This is a genomic window from Staphylococcus sp. MSU001, from assembly GCF_052976705.1.
In genome coordinates this window covers 1-16366 of sequence record NZ_JBRIKK010000005.1, presented here as the reverse complement: position 1 = coordinate 16366, position 16366 = coordinate 1, and the positions used below count along the sequence as shown (strand labels likewise).

Here is a 16366-nt window from a genome sequence, read left to right as displayed (position 1 = left end):
AAATAATGTCTAAAGTGATTGGGGTAACAGGTGGTATTGCCACTGGAAAATCAACTGTTTCAGAATTATTAACAGCATATGGGTTTAAAATAGTAGATGCTGATATTGCTTCACGCGAAGCAGTTAAAAAAGGATCTAAGGGACTTGAACAAGTTAAAGAGATTTTTGGGGAAGAAGCAATTGACGAAAATGGTGAGATGAATCGTCAATATGTAGGAGAGATTGTTTTTAATCATCCTGACTTACGCGAGGCTCTTAATGAAATAGTTCATCCTATTGTAAGAGAGATAATGGAACAAGAGAAAAACAATTATCTAGAACATGGATATCATGTAATTATGGATATCCCATTGTTGTACGAAAATGAATTACAAGATACTGTAGATGAAGTTTGGGTGGTTTACACTTCTGAAAGTATTCAAATCGATCGTTTAATGGAAAGGAATAATTTATCATTAGAAGATGCAAAAGCACGTGTATATAGTCAAATATCTATAGATAAAAAAAGTAGGATGGCAGATCATGTGATAGATAATCTAGGTGATAAATTAGAACTTAAACAAAATTTACAAAAATTACTTGAAGAAGAAGGGTATATTCAATCTGAGAGTGAATAGTAAATATAATGAAAATCGTATAGAATGCTTTTATATTGTTATCACTAAGTGTATGTATTATAAATAAATAATTACATATTAAATACTAACAATTAGAGCCACAAATTAGGCTGGGACATAATTCCTAGCAAAATAGCCAGTAAATGAGTTTTTATAAATTCATTTACTGGCTTCTTTATTTACAATACTTCGTATTGTTGGCTCGCTTTCTTAGGGGACAGCTTCATCCTGTAGTCTTTAGCTTGTCCTATCTTCTCATGAGTTTCGCCCAAATACTTTGTATTTATATGTAATTTAACATTGAAATACTTTCAAAAATAAGGTCCTTTCGTATAATTTAACAAATACCACTAAACTAAATTAACGAGGTACCTTATGTATAAAGATTATAATATGACTCAATTTACTTTACTAAAGGAAACTTCAGTACATATTCCCACACATGATATGTCACAATATGCGAATGATATTGTTGAAACAATTCCCGATACTGAATTCAGACCGCATCGTTGCGCAACATTATAGCATCCTAATATGATGTTGAAAGTAGTGTTTTATGCCTACACATAATCTGTATTTTCGGGTAGAAAAATTTCTTGATGATAGTATTCGAATGATGTGGTTTTCACAAATTCAAAATTCTTCTTATAAAACGATTAATCGATATAGAGTAAATACAAAAGTAGATGTTTTATTAGAATCCTTATTTATTCAATTCCATAGTCAATGTTTGAATCAAAATCTTATAAATGATAAAGCTTAATTTATATTTATAGATAAATTTGTCAGTAAACGCTTTCATTTAAAATTGAATATGTTATACTATTTCCATAAAGTATAACATATAAAACAAGGGGTGCTTTGAATGGCAACGAATATTGCAATTAACGGTATGGGTAGAATAGGTAGAATGGTGTTACGAATAGCACTAAATAATAAAAATTTAAATGTGAAAGCGATTAACGCTAGTTATCCACCTGAAACAATTGCACATTTACTTAATTATGATACGACGCATGGAGTTTATGATAAAAAAGTTGAACCGATAGAAAGTGGTATTAAAGTGAATGGACATGAAATTAAATTACTTTCTGATCGCAATCCAGAAAATTTACCATGGAATGAGATGGATATTGATGTTGTTATAGAAGCGACAGGTAAATTTAATCATGGAGATAAAGCAGTTGCTCATATTAATGCAGGTGCTAAAAAGGTATTACTCACTGGACCGTCTAAAGGTGGAGACGTTCAAATGATTGTTAAAGGAGTCAATGATAATCAACTTGATATTGATACATACGATATCTTTAGTAATGCATCTTGTACTACTAATTGTATCGGTCCAGTTGCAAAAGTCCTCAATGATAAATTTGGAATCATAAATGGTCTGATGACAACAGTTCATGCGATAACAAATGATCAAAAAAATATTGATAATCCACACAAAGATTTAAGAAGAGCACGTTCTTGTAATGAAAGTATTATTCCAACGTCAACAGGTGCTGCTAAAGCACTTAAAGAAGTATTGCCTGAAGTTGAAGGTAAACTTCATGGAATGGCTTTAAGAGTACCAACAAAAAATGTCTCTCTCGTTGATTTAGTTGTTGATTTAGAACAGAATGTTACAGTTACACAAGTTAATGACGCATTTAAAAATGCCGATTTAACAGGTGTTCTTGATGTTGAAGAAGCTCCTTTAGTTTCTGTAGACTTTAACACAAATCCTCATTCAGCTATTATTGATTCTCAATCTACGATGGTTATGGGACAAAATAAGGTGAAAGTTATCGTTTGGTATGATAATGAATGGGGTTATTCGAATAGAGTTGTTGAAGTAGCTGACAAAATTGGACAATTAATTGATGATAAAGCAATGGTAAAAGCCATTTAATTGAATATTTATACTTGCACTAAACCTGAGATAGCCATATTATCTCAGGTTTATTTATATACAAATAGCCCTAAACAAAGTTGAAGCATCATTGATGTTATTATAGATAACCAATTAGCTTTAGACATATTACTAGATACTTTCTTTATAGAAAAATGATCCATAGTCATTATTTATTAATCAAGTTGAGATGATTTTGAAATGAGGTGATTTTAACGAATCATCTTTCAAATTATAATTTAATAATGGTACTTTTGGTCGTATTTATAAAATTGTATAGTACATTTAAATGATTGAAATTCATTTAATATGTTTAATCACGTTAAAATGTAATATTTTTAATAAATAACATAGTACACTAAAACCTTTATTTATAAGATATATTTTCCTTTTTTACACATAGTGGTGTTATCAATGTATCATTACATTCTTTCATTTATAGTTGTAATTGACCTTTCTTTTTTACACAGTACTTTTATAGTATAATGTACGGTGATCAAACTTGGGAGGGTGATATATATGAAATGCCCAAAATGTAATTCTACACATTCCAGAGTGGTTGATTCTAGACATGCAGATGAGGCCAATGCGATTAGACGTAGAAGAGAATGTGAAAATTGCGGAACGCGTTTTACAACATTTGAACATATTGAAGTAAGTCCATTAATAGTAGTGAAGAAAGATGGAACTAGAGAACAATTTTTAAGAGAAAAAATATTAAATGGTTTAGTAAGATCTTGCGAGAAACGACCAGTGCGTTATCAACAACTTGAAGACATAACTAATAAAGTGGAGTGGCAACTTAGAGATGAAGGACAAACTGAAATTTCTTCTAGAGAAATTGGCGAGCATGTTATGAATTTATTAATGCATGTTGACCAAGTTTCTTATGTAAGATTTGCATCTGTATATAAAGAATTCAAAGATGTTGATCAACTCTTAGAGTCAATGCAAGGTATCTTGAGTGATAATAAACGGAGTGATAAATAGATGGGGTTACAAACCTATGAATATGGTCTAAAACCACAAGATGGATTTGAGGTGATTACACATTTCGAATTCACCTCACAACATTTAGATATTTTAAATCGACTATTTACCCCTTTAATTGGAGTTGAATCAATAGGACTCTATCATTTTATGAGTCAATTCATAGACGAAAGTCAACAACTCGGGTTAACGCATTATATATTCATGAATGAACTAAAAATTAACTTATTAGATTTTAGGGAGCAAATGGACAATTTAGAGGCTATTGGATTGATTAAAACATTTGTAAGGCATGAAGAAAAGTATTCTCACTTTGTTTATGAGTTAATTCAGCCTCCAACAGCCTATCAATTTTTTAATGATCCTATGTTATCAGTATTTTTATTTAGTGAGGTTGATAAAAAGCGTTATCAAGCACTTAAATCTTATTTCGAAAAAGATGAGAAAGATTTAAGCAAATATCAACAGACCACTAGAAAATTTACAGAAGTATTCAATGTACCTAAAAAGGTCAATGTTTCAGATCAAATTAATTTAAAGCAAATCAAACATTATAATGGCATAGATTTATCTAATGAAACTTTTGATTTTGAAATGTTGAGACAGATGTTGAACCATCATTTTATTAGTAATGAAATTATCGATAAAGAAGCTAAGAATTTGATTATACAACTTGCGACGCTTTATGGGATTACTGAAGATGGCATGAAAAATGTTATATTAAGCTCCATTACCAGTGCACAACAGTTATCTTTTGAAGAAATGCGTAAGCAAGCTAGAACTTATTATCTGATTGAACATGATAATCAATTGCCTAAATTAGAGCATCAAACACATAAAACTAACGATGAAAAAAAAGATCGACACGCAAAAGATACTACAAATGATTGGTTACAACTGCTAGATGAAACAAGTCCGATTGATATGTTAGCAAGTTGGTCTGATTCAGAACCTACACAGTCGCAAAAAAGTATGATAGAAGAATTGATTAACCGTGAAAAAATGAATTTTGGTGTAATCAATATACTTTTACAGTTTGTTATGCTAAAAGAAGATATGAAGTTGCCAAAATCTTATATTTTCGAAATTGCTTCTAACTGGAAGAAAATTGGTATTTCAAATGCCAAACAAGCATATGAATACGCATTACAAGTTAATCAAACTAAAAATTATGAAACACATTCTAATGATAAACGGCAGAACAATCGTGGAAGACAAAATCAATTTTTATCCAAAGAAAAGACGCCTAAATGGCTTCAAAATAGGGACAATCAAGAAGATAATAAAGATATAAATGATGACACTCTCGAAGAAGATCGACAAGCATTTCTTGAAAAGTTAAATCAAAAGTGGAAGGAGGAAGATAATTAATGAAAAGTTTCAGAAATATCATGGGCGATTCTCAAAATCTAGATAAACGTATACAAAAAATAAAACAAAATGTGATTAATGATCCTGACGTTAAACATTTTCTTGAGAGAAATCGTAGTCATATAACTAATGAGATGATAGACGAAGATTTAAATGTTCTTCAAGAGTATAAAGACCAACAAAAAGTCTATGATGGACATCGCTATGATGATTGTCCGAATTTTGTAAAAGGACATGTTCCTGAACTATATATCGAAAATGAAAGAATCAAAATTAGATATCTACCTTGCCCGTGTAAAATAAAACATGATGAGGAACGATTCGATTCACAACTTATTATATCTCACCATATGCAAAGAGATACACTTCATGCAAAGCTAAAAGATATTTATATGAATAATCGAGAGAGACTTGATGTAGCAATGGCAGCTGACAAAATCTGTACAGCAATTACTAATGATGAAAAAGTAAAAGGATTATATTTATATGGGCCTTTTGGTACAGGAAAATCATTCATATTGGGTGCTATTGCAAATCAACTTAAATCGCAAAAGATTTCATCAACTATTGTATATTTACCAGAATTTATACGCACTTTAAAAGGTGGTTTTAAAGACGGTAGTTTTGAAAAAAAATTACAACGTGTGAGAGAAGCTAATATTTTGATGTTAGATGACATTGGCGCAGAAGAAGTCACACCGTGGGTAAGAGATGAAGTGATTGGTCCTTTATTACATTATAGAATGGTACATGAACTTCCTACATTTTTTAGTTCTAATTTTAATTATAGTGAACTTGAGCATCATCTTTCAATAACTAGAGATGGCACTGAAAAGACTAAAGCAGCTAGAATTATTGAAAGAATTAAAACTTTATCGTCACCTTATTATTTGACTGGCAAAAATTATAGAAACAATTGAATTTTAAAGTATGTGGTGTATAATAGAGATAAATCTTAATCGTTGAAACTATTGAAGATACGATAATTTAATCTCTGTTACACAGAAAGTCATTAACTGATGAGAATATGGCTAACACATTAAATTATTACTACTTCGTTATTATTGATATTTGTAATGAATATCCGGCTCAAGACCGTTATCTTATGTAGAGTATAGTATATGACTGGTCACGCATGTTTTTCATATACTTAACTAGGGTGGTACCACGACAAACTCGTCCCTTGCTAGGGGGCGAGTTTTTTTATGCTCAGTAAAGTCAATTTATTCAATAAGCCAACGATCAGATGTTTTATTAAATAGGAGGATAACATATGAATCAAATTAATATTCAATTTCCAGATGGTAATACAAAAGAATTTGATAAAGGGACTACTACAGAAGACATCGCTCAATCAATTAGTCCAGGATTAAGAAAAAAGGCAGTTGCGGGAAAATTCAATGGTCAACTTGTCGATTTAACACGCCCTTTAGAACAAGATGGAACTATTGAAATTATTACGCCTGGGAGTGAAGAAGCGTTAGAAGTACTTCGTCATTCAACAGCTCATTTAATGGCACAAGCATTAAAACGTTTATACGGTGACGTTAAATTTGGTGTTGGTCCTGTAATAGAAGGCGGATTCTATTATGATTTTGATATGGATGATAAGGTTTCATCAGATGATTTTGATAAAATTGAGAAAACAATGAAACAAATTGTGAACGAAAATCATAAAATTGTAAGAGAAGTAGTTAGTAAAGAAGAAGCAAAAGACTTCTTTAAGGATGATCCTTATAAATTAGAACTTATTGATGCAATTCCTGATGATGAGAGTGTAACACTTTATACACAAGGTGAATTTACTGATCTTTGTCGAGGCGTACATGTACCTTCAACTTCTAAAATTAAAGAGTTCAAACTATTATCTACAGCTGGTGCTTATTGGCGTGGAAATAGTGATAATAAAATGTTACAACGAATTTATGGTACAGCCTTCTTTGACAAAAAAGATTTGAAAGCACATCTAAAAATGTTGGAAGAACGTCGTGAGCGTGATCATCGTAAAATTGGTAAAGATTTAGAATTGTTTACAAATAATCAACTCGTTGGTGCTGGTTTACCGTTATGGTTACCGAATGGTGCTACAATACGTAGGGAAATAGAACGTTATATTGTCGATAAAGAAGTAAGTATGGGATACGATCATGTTTACACACCAGTATTAGCCAATGTTGATTTATATAAAACATCTGGTCACTGGGATCATTATCAAGAAGATATGTTCCCAGCAATGAAGTTAGATGAAGACGAAGCTATGGTCTTAAGACCAATGAACTGTCCACATCATATGATGATTTATAAAAATAAACCCCATTCTTATCGCGAATTGCCTATACGTATTGCTGAATTGGGTACTATGCATCGTTACGAAGCAAGTGGTGCAGTATCAGGTTTACAACGCGTTCGAGGAATGACATTGAATGATTCGCATATTTTTGTTAGACCTGACCAAATTAAGGAAGAATTTAAACGTGTAGTTAATATGATTCAAGATGTATACAAAGATTTTGGTTTTGAAGATTATCGCTTCAGATTGAGTTATAGAGATCCTGAAGATAAACACAAGTATTTTGATGATGATGAAATGTGGGAAAAAGCTGAATCAATGCTTAAAGAAGCATCAGATGAATTAGGTTTAACATACGAAGAAGCCATTGGTGAGGCAGCATTCTATGGGCCTAAGTTAGATGTTCAAGTAAAAACAGCAATGGGAAAAGAAGAAACTTTATCAACAGCACAACTTGATTTTCTTTTACCAGAACGTTTTGACTTAACGTACATTGGTCAAGATGGAGAACAACATCGTCCTGTAGTTATACACCGTGGTGTAGTTTCTACTATGGAACGTTTTGTTGCATTTTTAACTGAAGAAACAAAAGGTGCATTTCCAACTTGGTTGGCGCCAATGCAAGTTGAAATTATTCCTGTAAATGTAGATTTACATTATGATTATGCTAGACTTTTACAAGATGAACTAAAATCGCAAGGTGTTCGCGTTGAAATTGATGATCGTAATGAAAAAATGGGATATAAAATTCGTGAAGCTCAAATGAAAAAAATACCTTATCAGATTGTTGTAGGTGACAAAGAAGTAGAGAATCAAGAAGTAAATGTAAGAAAATATGGTTCTGAAAAACAAGAATCAGTTGAAAAAGATGAATTTATTTGGAATGTTATTGATGAAATCCGTTTAAAAAAGCATAGATAAACTTGAAAATATAAAGGATATCATGTATATTACAAATTAATATAATAAATAGAGTTAGAGGTTGCATTATTAATGACTAACTTATCAGAAGTCGTATGGGACAAGTGTTGAATAAGCGAAAGGTAATAATGCCGAAATGATGTTAATTCCATAAGTTAGCATTGTTGGGACAACTTTCGAATAGAAGTTGTACTGTCACTTTATGTGATGTGCTACCTTATATAGATAAACTTAAGTGGTTGCATATCTTAAAGGTATGTAACCACTTTTCACATTATTGATACAGATATAAAGATAAGTGATATAAAAGTAAAATGATATTAATATCATTTCACTTTTATATCATCTATACCAAATTTATCTACAACAATGATATGCATTGATGTGGTAACAAGTTAGCCTCTACTTATGAAGGAAAGGGAGCTTCTATGAATAAGAATAATAAACAAATTGACGGTGTTCAAAGAGGGTTAAAAGATAGACATATTTCAATGATTGCCATTGGGGGATGTATAGGAACTGGTCTATTCATGACTTCTGGTGGAGCTATACATGACGCAGGTGCATTGGGCGCTTTGATTGCCTATGCAGTTATTGGAGCGATGGTGTTTTTTCTAATGACGTCGTTAGGGGAGATGGCGACATATTTGCCTGTGTCAGGTTCATTTAGTACTTATGCTACACGCTTTGTTGATCCTTCACTAGGATTTGCTTTAGGATGGAATTATTGGTTTAACTGGGTGATTACAGTAGCAGCTGATGTTACTATTGCAGCGCAAGTTATACAATATTGGTCCCCTATGCAAGGTATACCAGCTTGGGTCTGGAGTTGTATCTTCCTTATTATTATTTTCGCGCTTAATTCTTTATCTGTTAGAGTATATGGAGAGAGTGAATATTGGTTCGCACTTATCAAAGTAGTTACAGTCATCATATTTATAGGAATTGGTATCTTAACTATTTTAGGAATTATGGGTGGAGAATTTGTAGGATTTGATACGTTTACAAAAGGAGATGGGCCAATACTAGGTGGGAATTTAGGTGGCAGCTTGCTATCAATTCTCGGTGTATTTCTAGTCGCAGGCTTCTCATTCCAAGGAACTGAACTTATTGGTATTACAGCAGGTGAATCTGAAAATCCAGAAAGGGCAGTTCCAAAAGCGATTAAACAGGTATTTTGGCGTATACTTTTATTTTACATTCTAGCTATTTTCATTATTGGTATGTTGATTCCATATGATAGTAAGGCGTTAATGGGCGGTGGTGATAGTATAGCTACTTCACCTTTTACATTAGTATTTAAGAACGCTGGACTAGCATTTGCTGCTTCATTTATGAATGCTGTTATATTAACAAGTGTATTATCAGCAGGTAACTCTGGAATGTATGCTTCAACAAGAATGTTATATTCAATGAGTAGAGATAAATTAGCTTATAATTCTTTTGGAAAAACAAATAAAAATGGGGTACCATATGTATCTTTAATTGCTACTGGAATACTAGTCATTCTTATTTTTGCTTTGCAACATTTAAGTGGAGATGCATATGAATACATTGTAGCTGCTAGTGGGATGACTGGTTTTATTGCTTGGGTTGGTATAGCAATCAGTCACTTTAGATTTAGACGCGCATTTGATAAACAAAATTATGATAAATCAAAATTAAAATATAAAGCGAAGTTATTCCCATTTGGTCCGATTTTTGCAGGTGTTTTATGTGTAATAGTTATCATTGGACAAGATGTAGATTTTATTAAAACAGGTAACTTTGATATGAATAGATTTTTTATAACTTACATGGGAATTCCTGTATTCTTAATTTTCTTCTTTTACCATAAATTTAGATATAAAACTAAAAAGATTCCTCTAAACAAAGTTGACTTAAGGCAAGATGTTTCGATGGAAGAAATAAGACACCATAAAAATAATTAAAAAAGGTTTGACTTAAACAATAAATATTGATATGATTATTAACGTTGAATACGAAACGAACCAAGTAGAAGCACCCGCTTCTCACCTGTGGCGACGCTAATGCAGTTGGCAGGTCAATCATGTTACACATTTATTGTGTCTAAGAAGAGCGGGTATTTATACTCGCTCTTCTTTTTGCTTGGAACAATTTCGTAAATTTCTGGGAGGTGTCAACCATAGCAAAAGATCAAACTCAAATTAATGAGAAAATTCGTGCAAAAGAACTACGCTTAATAGGCCAAGATGGTGAACAAATTGGTGTTAAATCTAAACGTGAAGCTTTAGAAATGGCTGAACGTGTTGATTTAGATTTAGTTGTTGTAGCACCAAATGCAAAACCACCTGTTGCGAGAATAATGGATTATGGTAAATATAAATTCGAACAGCAGAAAAAAGAAAAAGAAATGAAGAAGAAACAAAAAGTCATTAATGTTAAAGAATTACGTTTAAGCCCAACTATTGAAGAACATGATTTTCAAACTAAGTTGAAAAATGGACGTAAGTTCTTATCTAAAGGCGATAAATGTAAAGTTTCAATTCGTTTCAGAGGTCGTGCGATTACACATAAAGAAATTGGTCAACGTGTGTTAGAAAAATTTGCAGATGAATGTAAAGATATTGCAACTGTTGAACAAAAGCCTAAAATGGAAGGGCGTCAAATGTTTATTATGTTAGCGCCTATCAACGAAAAATAAACGTTAAATTATAGGAGGAAATGAATCATGCCTAAAATGAAAACTCACCGTGGAGCAGCTAAACGTGTTAAAAGAACTGGTTCAGGTCAATTAAAACGTTCTAGAGCTTTCACATCTCACTTATTCGCAAATAAAAATACTAAACAAAAACGTCAATTACGTAAAGCTAAGTTAGTTTCTAAAAGTGATATGAAACGTGTTAAACAATTATTAGCATACAAAAAATAAGATTTTAAACGAATATATACGATAGAGATCATCTAAGGAGGAATTTATTATGCCACGAGTTAAAGGTGGAACAGTAACAAGAGCACGTCGTAAAAAAACGATTAAATTAGCTAAAGGTTACTTTGGTTCAAAACATACATTATATAAAGTAGCTAAACAACAAGTAATGAAATCAGGACAATATGCTTTCCGTGACCGTCGTCAACGTAAGCGTGATTTCCGTAAATTATGGATAACACGTATTAATGCAGCTGCACGTCAACATGACATTAGCTACTCACGTCTAATGAACGGATTAAAAAAAGCTGAGATTGATATTAATCGTAAAATGTTATCAGAAATTGCAATCTCAGACGACAAAGCTTTCGCTGAATTAGTATCAAAAGCTAAAGAAGCTTTAAAATAATATTTATACAAGACTTGAGACAATAATCTTTGTCTCAGGTCTTTTTATATGCTTGTTGTTAATATATTATTTAAAAGTACTTAAATATTGAGTACAATACCTTGATGTAATGACGGACATATTTTATTTATTTGGTCATTTTCATAATACTAGGTTATTTCAAATCATGCTTTGAAATAATCAATATATACGAAGTCAATAACTAATAAGAGATAAATTTTCATTCATGTTATGACAGTGAGGTGTATAATTTTACTTTGCTAAAAGTTTCATCATATCAATAATGTAAGATTGTGTCTTATTTTAATTAAGAATATAATGACACTTTTATCGTTTTACATATACATATATTCAATCGCAAAAAATGATAATTTTTGCTAAAATGACTGATAGTATACTATATCTAAAAGGAGATAATCATGTCTAAATTTGATGAACAAATAATTGTTGTAAACAGAGATATTTTATTTAACAAAGATGAGAATGCTTTTAATGGTTTTTTACATAAAAATAATTTCAAAGGAAAAGAAATTTTTAGCGCGTTAAGTAAATATGAAGTGAAAAGACGTGGTGATATGGAAGATGATCCATCGTTTAAACAATTAATATCATATTGCCTACTAGAAAATGAGAAGGGAGAAATCCTTGTTTACGAGCGTCTTTCTGGTGGGGGGGAAGAACGGTTACATGGTCAGTCATCTATCGGTGTTGGTGGTCATATGAATGATGTTACTGGAGCTGATTCAATTAATGAAGTTTTAAGAGTTAATGCTCAACGAGAATTAGAAGAAGAAGTAGGATTAAGTAATAATAAATCTCAAAATATGGAATATTTAGGTTTTATAAATGATGATGATAATGATGTGGGTAAAGTTCATATGGGCGTCGTATTTAAAATCACTGTGCAATCAAACGATGTTGAAGCAAAAGAAACTGATACGCTAAAAATTAAATGGATAGAACAAGGCGACATTCATTCCTATGAGGATTTTGAAACATGGAGTGCATTAATTCTTCAAGATATATCATGATTGGAGTGCTAAATTAATGGCTGATATTATACCTTTTCCGCAGTCTAAAAGTAAAGTGATTAAACAAATAAATGATGCAGAAAGAAATGCAGATTTTGAAAAGATGTATCATTTGTTTAATTTATATGAACAGCATTTCGACCTTAACGAGGATATTGCATTAAAGAAATGCCGGATGCTTTTAAAATTGAATGCTTATTTAGAGTTACGAGAAGAGGCAATTATTTTGTTAAAACGTGGATTCAACTGTTATGACGAATTGATGATATATTATATTAAAAGTCTGAATGGTTTAGGTCAATTTTATGAAGCAGTTGAAGTAATTAATCAAATTATCGATGAAGTTAAAAATCATAAAACCAGAATGGAACTTTTTCCACTTAAAGAATATGCAATATCGAGACTTGATGAAGATAGAGAAGCATTGTCTTCATCTTTATCAGATTTTGATTCGCTTAACACACGTGAACAAACATCTTTAATATTACAACTTATTGATAATGGGCATTATAATTTTAAAGAATCAGTAGCGAATATATTAATTTCTATAGAGTTACCTAAAAATTTAGTGAGCTTAATGTTGGAATATTTAAGATTTGCTGAATATTCTCATACAATTACAATCCATAAATATGGTGAAACGATAAATGTCAATCCTAATCATTTAAGTGGCATTGAGCACACGACGATTAAAGACAAGGTCATTCCTGTCGTAATGAATAGATTAGAAGATGGAGCGCTGCATATTTTAAAAGAAGCACAACATATGATGAATAATCATTCTATACTCATGTATCCTATAGATATAGAGTCGTTATACACTATTGATGATTGGATAGATGCATATGATGTTTACTTCAAACAATTAATTGGTATAGATATAAATGGCTGTAACAATGACACTTTACAATTCATTAAATCATTAGATAATGAAATGTAAAATTTAATTTGTTGCAAATTGAGTAAAAGAATTTTAATATAGAAATCGTTGAAAATAAACTTGAACAACCCTTCGTTTTCAAAGTTTGTTAACGCTAAAAACCTATGCTATAATAGGGAAGTTGAAAAAATAAATTAGTCAATCATGGAGGTATTTATACATGACAGCAACTTGGGAAAAAAAGGAAGGTAATGAAGGCGTTTTAACTGTTACTGTTCCTGCAGAGAAAGTAAATAAAGCATTAGATCAAGCATTTAAAAAAGTGGTCAAACAAATTAATGTGCCTGGATTCCGTAAAGGTAAAGTGCCTCGTCCGATTTTTGAGCAACGTTTTGGTGTAGAAGCACTATATCAAGATGCAGTGGATATCTTATTACCTGAAGCTTATGGTGAAGCAATTGAAGAAACAGAAATTAGTCCAGTTGCACAACCAGAAGTTAATGTAACTCAAATCGAAAAAGGTAAAGATTTCATTTTTGAAGCTACAGTTACAGTTGAACCTGAAGTTAAATTAGGTGATTACAAAGGATTAGAAATTGAAAAGCAAGAAACTGAACTTTCTGATGAAGAATTACAAGAATCAATCGACCATAGTTTAAGTCACCTTGCTGAAATGGTTGTTAAAGAAGATGGTGCTGTTGAAAACGGTGACACAGTAAACATTGATTTCTCAGGTTCAGTTGATGGTGAAGAATTTGATGGCGGACAAGCTGAAGGTTATGACCTAGAAATTGGTTCTGGATCATTCATCCCTGGCTTTGAAGAACAAATAGAAGGAATGAAAACTGGCGATGAAAAAGATGTAGTTGTTACATTCCCAGAAGAATACCACGCTGAAGAATTAGCTGGTAAAGAAGCTACATTTAAAACAAAAGTCAACGAAATTAAATTCAAAGATGTACCAGAATTAAATGATGAAATCGCTAATGAATTAGATTCTGATGCTGAAAACGTGGACGAATATAAAGAAAATCTCCGCAAACGTTTAAGTGAACAGAAAGCAACTGAAGCGGAAAATACTGAAAAAGAAGAAGCTATTAATAAAGCAACAGAAAATGCTTCAATTGATATTCCTGAAGCAATGATTAATACTGAATTAGATCGTATGATTCAAGAATTTGGTCAAAGAATTCAACAACAAGGCTTAGATTTGCAAACATATTATCAAATCTCTGGTCAAAACGAAGAACAACTAAGAGACCAAATGAAAGACGATGCAGAACAACGCGTTAAAACAAACTTAACGTTAACTGCGATTGCTGATGAAGAAAATATTGAAGTATCTGATGAAGATATTGATAAAGAATTAGAAAAAATGAGCGAGCAATTTAACATTTCTGTAGAAGATATTAAATCTACTTTAGGTAATACAGATATTGTTAAAAATGATGTACGCATTCAAAAAGTTATTGATTTATTAAGAGATAACGCGAAATATGTTGAAGCTACTAAAGAAGACTAGTATCGTTCATTAAATGAATGCTTAATATTGAATTAGTCAATTGTCTATAAGTTGAATGAAATATAGGCAGTGTCAATTGTATAGATTGACAACTTAATATAGCATCATTATGATTTATTATTGTTGATGTTAAATGAAATTTAGGGGCGGGACAATGAAATCATTCATTAAGAATAAGATTTCAGTCCCGCTCCAAGTTATTTAAGCATCTTGATTGTAAATATGTTAAGTTGCATTGTAAAATGCTTTTTAGTATAGTCTTTATGGAATAGGGGTGTAAAAAAGAATGTTCAAATTCAATGAAGATGAAGAAAATTTAAAATGTTCTTTCTGTGGTAAAGATCAAGATCAAGTGAAAAAATTAGTCGCAGGAAGTGGCGTTTATATTTGTAATGAATGTATTGAATTGTGCTCAGAAATCGTTGAAGAAGAATTAGCACAAAATACGTCTGAAGGATTTACGGAATTACCAACTCCTAAAGAAATTATGGATCACCTCAATGAATATGTCATTGGTCAGGAAAAAGCCAAAAAATCATTAGCAGTTGCTGTATATAATCACTATAAGCGTATTCAACAATTAGGTCCAAATGAAGACGATGTTGAATTACAAAAAAGTAATATCGCATTAATTGGGCCAACTGGTAGCGGTAAAACATTATTAGCACAAACACTAGCTAAAACACTAAATGTACCATTTGCAATTGCTGATGCTACAAGTTTAACTGAAGCAGGTTATGTAGGTGATGACGTAGAAAACATCTTATTACGTCTTATTCAAGCTGCTGATTTCGACATTGATAAAGCTGAAAAAGGTATTATATATGTCGATGAAATTGATAAAATTGCGCGTAAATCTGAAAATACTTCAATCACGCGCGACGTGTCTGGTGAAGGTGTACAACAAGCATTGCTTAAAATTTTAGAAGGTACAACTGCTAGTGTACCGCCACAAGGTGGTCGAAAGCATCCAAATCAAGAATTAATTCAAATTGATACGACAAACATATTATTTATCTTAGGTGGAGCTTTTGATGGTATCGATGAAGTCATTAAGAGACGCTTAGGAGAAAAAGTGATAGGATTTGCTAGTAATGAAGCAGATAAATATGATGAAGAAGCTTTACTGGAACAAATTCGTCCAGAGGATCTCCAATCATATGGATTAATTCCAGAATTTATTGGTCGTGTACCTATAGTTGCTAATCTTGAAACTTTAGATGTTGCTGCACTTAAAAATATTTTAACTCAACCTAAAAATGCGCTAGTTAAACAATACACTAAAATGCTAGAGTTAGATAATGTGGAATTAGAGTTTTCTGAAGAAGCTCTATCTGCTATAAGTGAAAAAGCAATCGAACGTAAAACTGGAGCGCGTGGATTACGTTCAATTATAGAAGAAGCATTAATTGACATCATGTATGATGTACCTTCTTCTGAAAATGTAAGTAAAGTAGTCATTACTGAACAAACGATTAATGAAGAAATTGAGCCTGAATTATATGATGAAGAAGGAAATCTAATTAATAAGAATAAGACATCTGCTTAAAAAAT

General features: G+C 31.6%; 14 protein-coding genes, 1 pseudogene, 1 riboswitch and 1 other annotated feature. All 15 genes and pseudogenes read left to right on the top strand.

Features of this window, described 5'->3' with window-relative positions:
• Positions 1-5: 5 nt before the first annotated feature.
• The 15 genes and pseudogenes from coaE (at position 6) to clpX (ending at position 16361) form a co-directional block, all read left to right on the top strand.
• Positions 6-617 carry a dephospho-CoA kinase gene (coaE, locus tag ACVBFA_RS03405; RefSeq protein WP_126122370.1) on the top strand — a complete coding sequence of 204 codons (612 nt, stop codon included), beginning with the start codon at positions 6-8 and terminating at the stop codon, positions 615-617.
• A 375-nt stretch (positions 618-992) separates the two neighbouring features.
• A pseudogene (locus ACVBFA_RS03400) lies at positions 993-1377 on the top strand (transposase); the annotation flags it as partial.
• A gap of 105 nt (positions 1378-1482) precedes the next feature.
• Positions 1483-2508 (top strand): type I glyceraldehyde-3-phosphate dehydrogenase, encoded by a 1026-nt coding sequence (gap, locus tag ACVBFA_RS03395; protein WP_126122630.1) that lies wholly within the window; start codon positions 1483-1485, stop codon positions 2506-2508.
• A 519-nt stretch (positions 2509-3027) separates the two neighbouring features.
• A complete protein-coding gene (nrdR, locus tag ACVBFA_RS03390; protein ID WP_001830825.1) occupies positions 3028-3498 on the top strand; it encodes a transcriptional regulator NrdR in 471 nt (156 codons plus the stop codon).
• On the top strand, positions 3499-4869 hold the full coding sequence (locus ACVBFA_RS03385) for a replication initiation and membrane attachment family protein (RefSeq protein ID WP_126122631.1): 1371 nt from the start codon (positions 3499-3501) through the stop codon (positions 4867-4869).
• Positions 4869-5789 carry a primosomal protein DnaI gene (dnaI, locus tag ACVBFA_RS03380; protein WP_002487451.1) on the top strand — a complete coding sequence of 307 codons (921 nt, stop codon included), beginning with the start codon at positions 4869-4871 and terminating at the stop codon, positions 5787-5789. Before ACVBFA_RS03385 ends, dnaI begins: the two co-directional genes overlap by 1 nt.
• Before the next feature lie 353 nt (positions 5790-6142).
• On the top strand, positions 6143-8080 hold the full coding sequence (gene thrS, locus ACVBFA_RS03375; RefSeq protein ID WP_002446647.1) for a threonine--tRNA ligase: 1938 nt from the start codon (positions 6143-6145) through the stop codon (positions 8078-8080).
• A gap of 47 nt (positions 8081-8127) precedes the next feature.
• Positions 8128-8303: riboswitch (Lysine riboswitch) on the top strand.
• A gap of 205 nt (positions 8304-8508) precedes the next feature.
• Entirely contained in the window at positions 8509-10011 is a 1503-nt protein-coding gene (locus tag ACVBFA_RS03370) for an amino acid permease (RefSeq protein ID WP_002457806.1), read from the top strand.
• Between the two features lie 56 nt (positions 10012-10067).
• Positions 10068-10191, top strand: a sequence feature (ribosomal protein L20 leader region).
• A 26-nt stretch (positions 10192-10217) separates the two neighbouring features.
• The gene (gene infC, locus ACVBFA_RS03365) at positions 10218-10745 is read left to right on the top strand and encodes a translation initiation factor IF-3 (RefSeq protein WP_001830789.1); all 528 of its coding nucleotides are present in this window, start codon (positions 10218-10220) and stop codon (positions 10743-10745) included.
• A 27-nt stretch (positions 10746-10772) separates the two neighbouring features.
• A complete protein-coding gene (gene rpmI / locus ACVBFA_RS03360; RefSeq protein WP_001830767.1) occupies positions 10773-10973 on the top strand; it encodes a 50S ribosomal protein L35 in 201 nt (66 codons plus the stop codon).
• 49 nt (positions 10974-11022) lie between these two features.
• Positions 11023-11379, top strand: a complete 357-nt coding sequence (rplT, locus tag ACVBFA_RS03355; protein WP_001830839.1) for a 50S ribosomal protein L20 — start codon at positions 11023-11025, stop codon at positions 11377-11379.
• Positions 11380-11798: 419 nt separating this feature from the next.
• Positions 11799-12410: an NUDIX domain-containing protein gene (locus ACVBFA_RS03350; protein WP_126122632.1), complete on the top strand. Its 612-nt coding sequence runs from the start codon at positions 11799-11801 to the stop codon at positions 12408-12410.
• A gap of 16 nt (positions 12411-12426) precedes the next feature.
• Entirely contained in the window at positions 12427-13350 is a 924-nt protein-coding gene (locus tag ACVBFA_RS03345; RefSeq protein ID WP_126122633.1) for a hypothetical protein, read from the top strand.
• 160 nt (positions 13351-13510) lie between these two features.
• A complete protein-coding gene (tig, locus tag ACVBFA_RS03340; protein WP_002446643.1) occupies positions 13511-14812 on the top strand; it encodes a trigger factor in 1302 nt (433 codons plus the stop codon).
• 286 nt (positions 14813-15098) lie between these two features.
• Positions 15099-16361, top strand: a complete 1263-nt coding sequence (clpX, locus tag ACVBFA_RS03335; RefSeq protein WP_002487458.1) for an ATP-dependent Clp protease ATP-binding subunit ClpX — start codon at positions 15099-15101, stop codon at positions 16359-16361.
• The last annotated feature ends 5 nt before the right edge of the window (positions 16362-16366 follow it).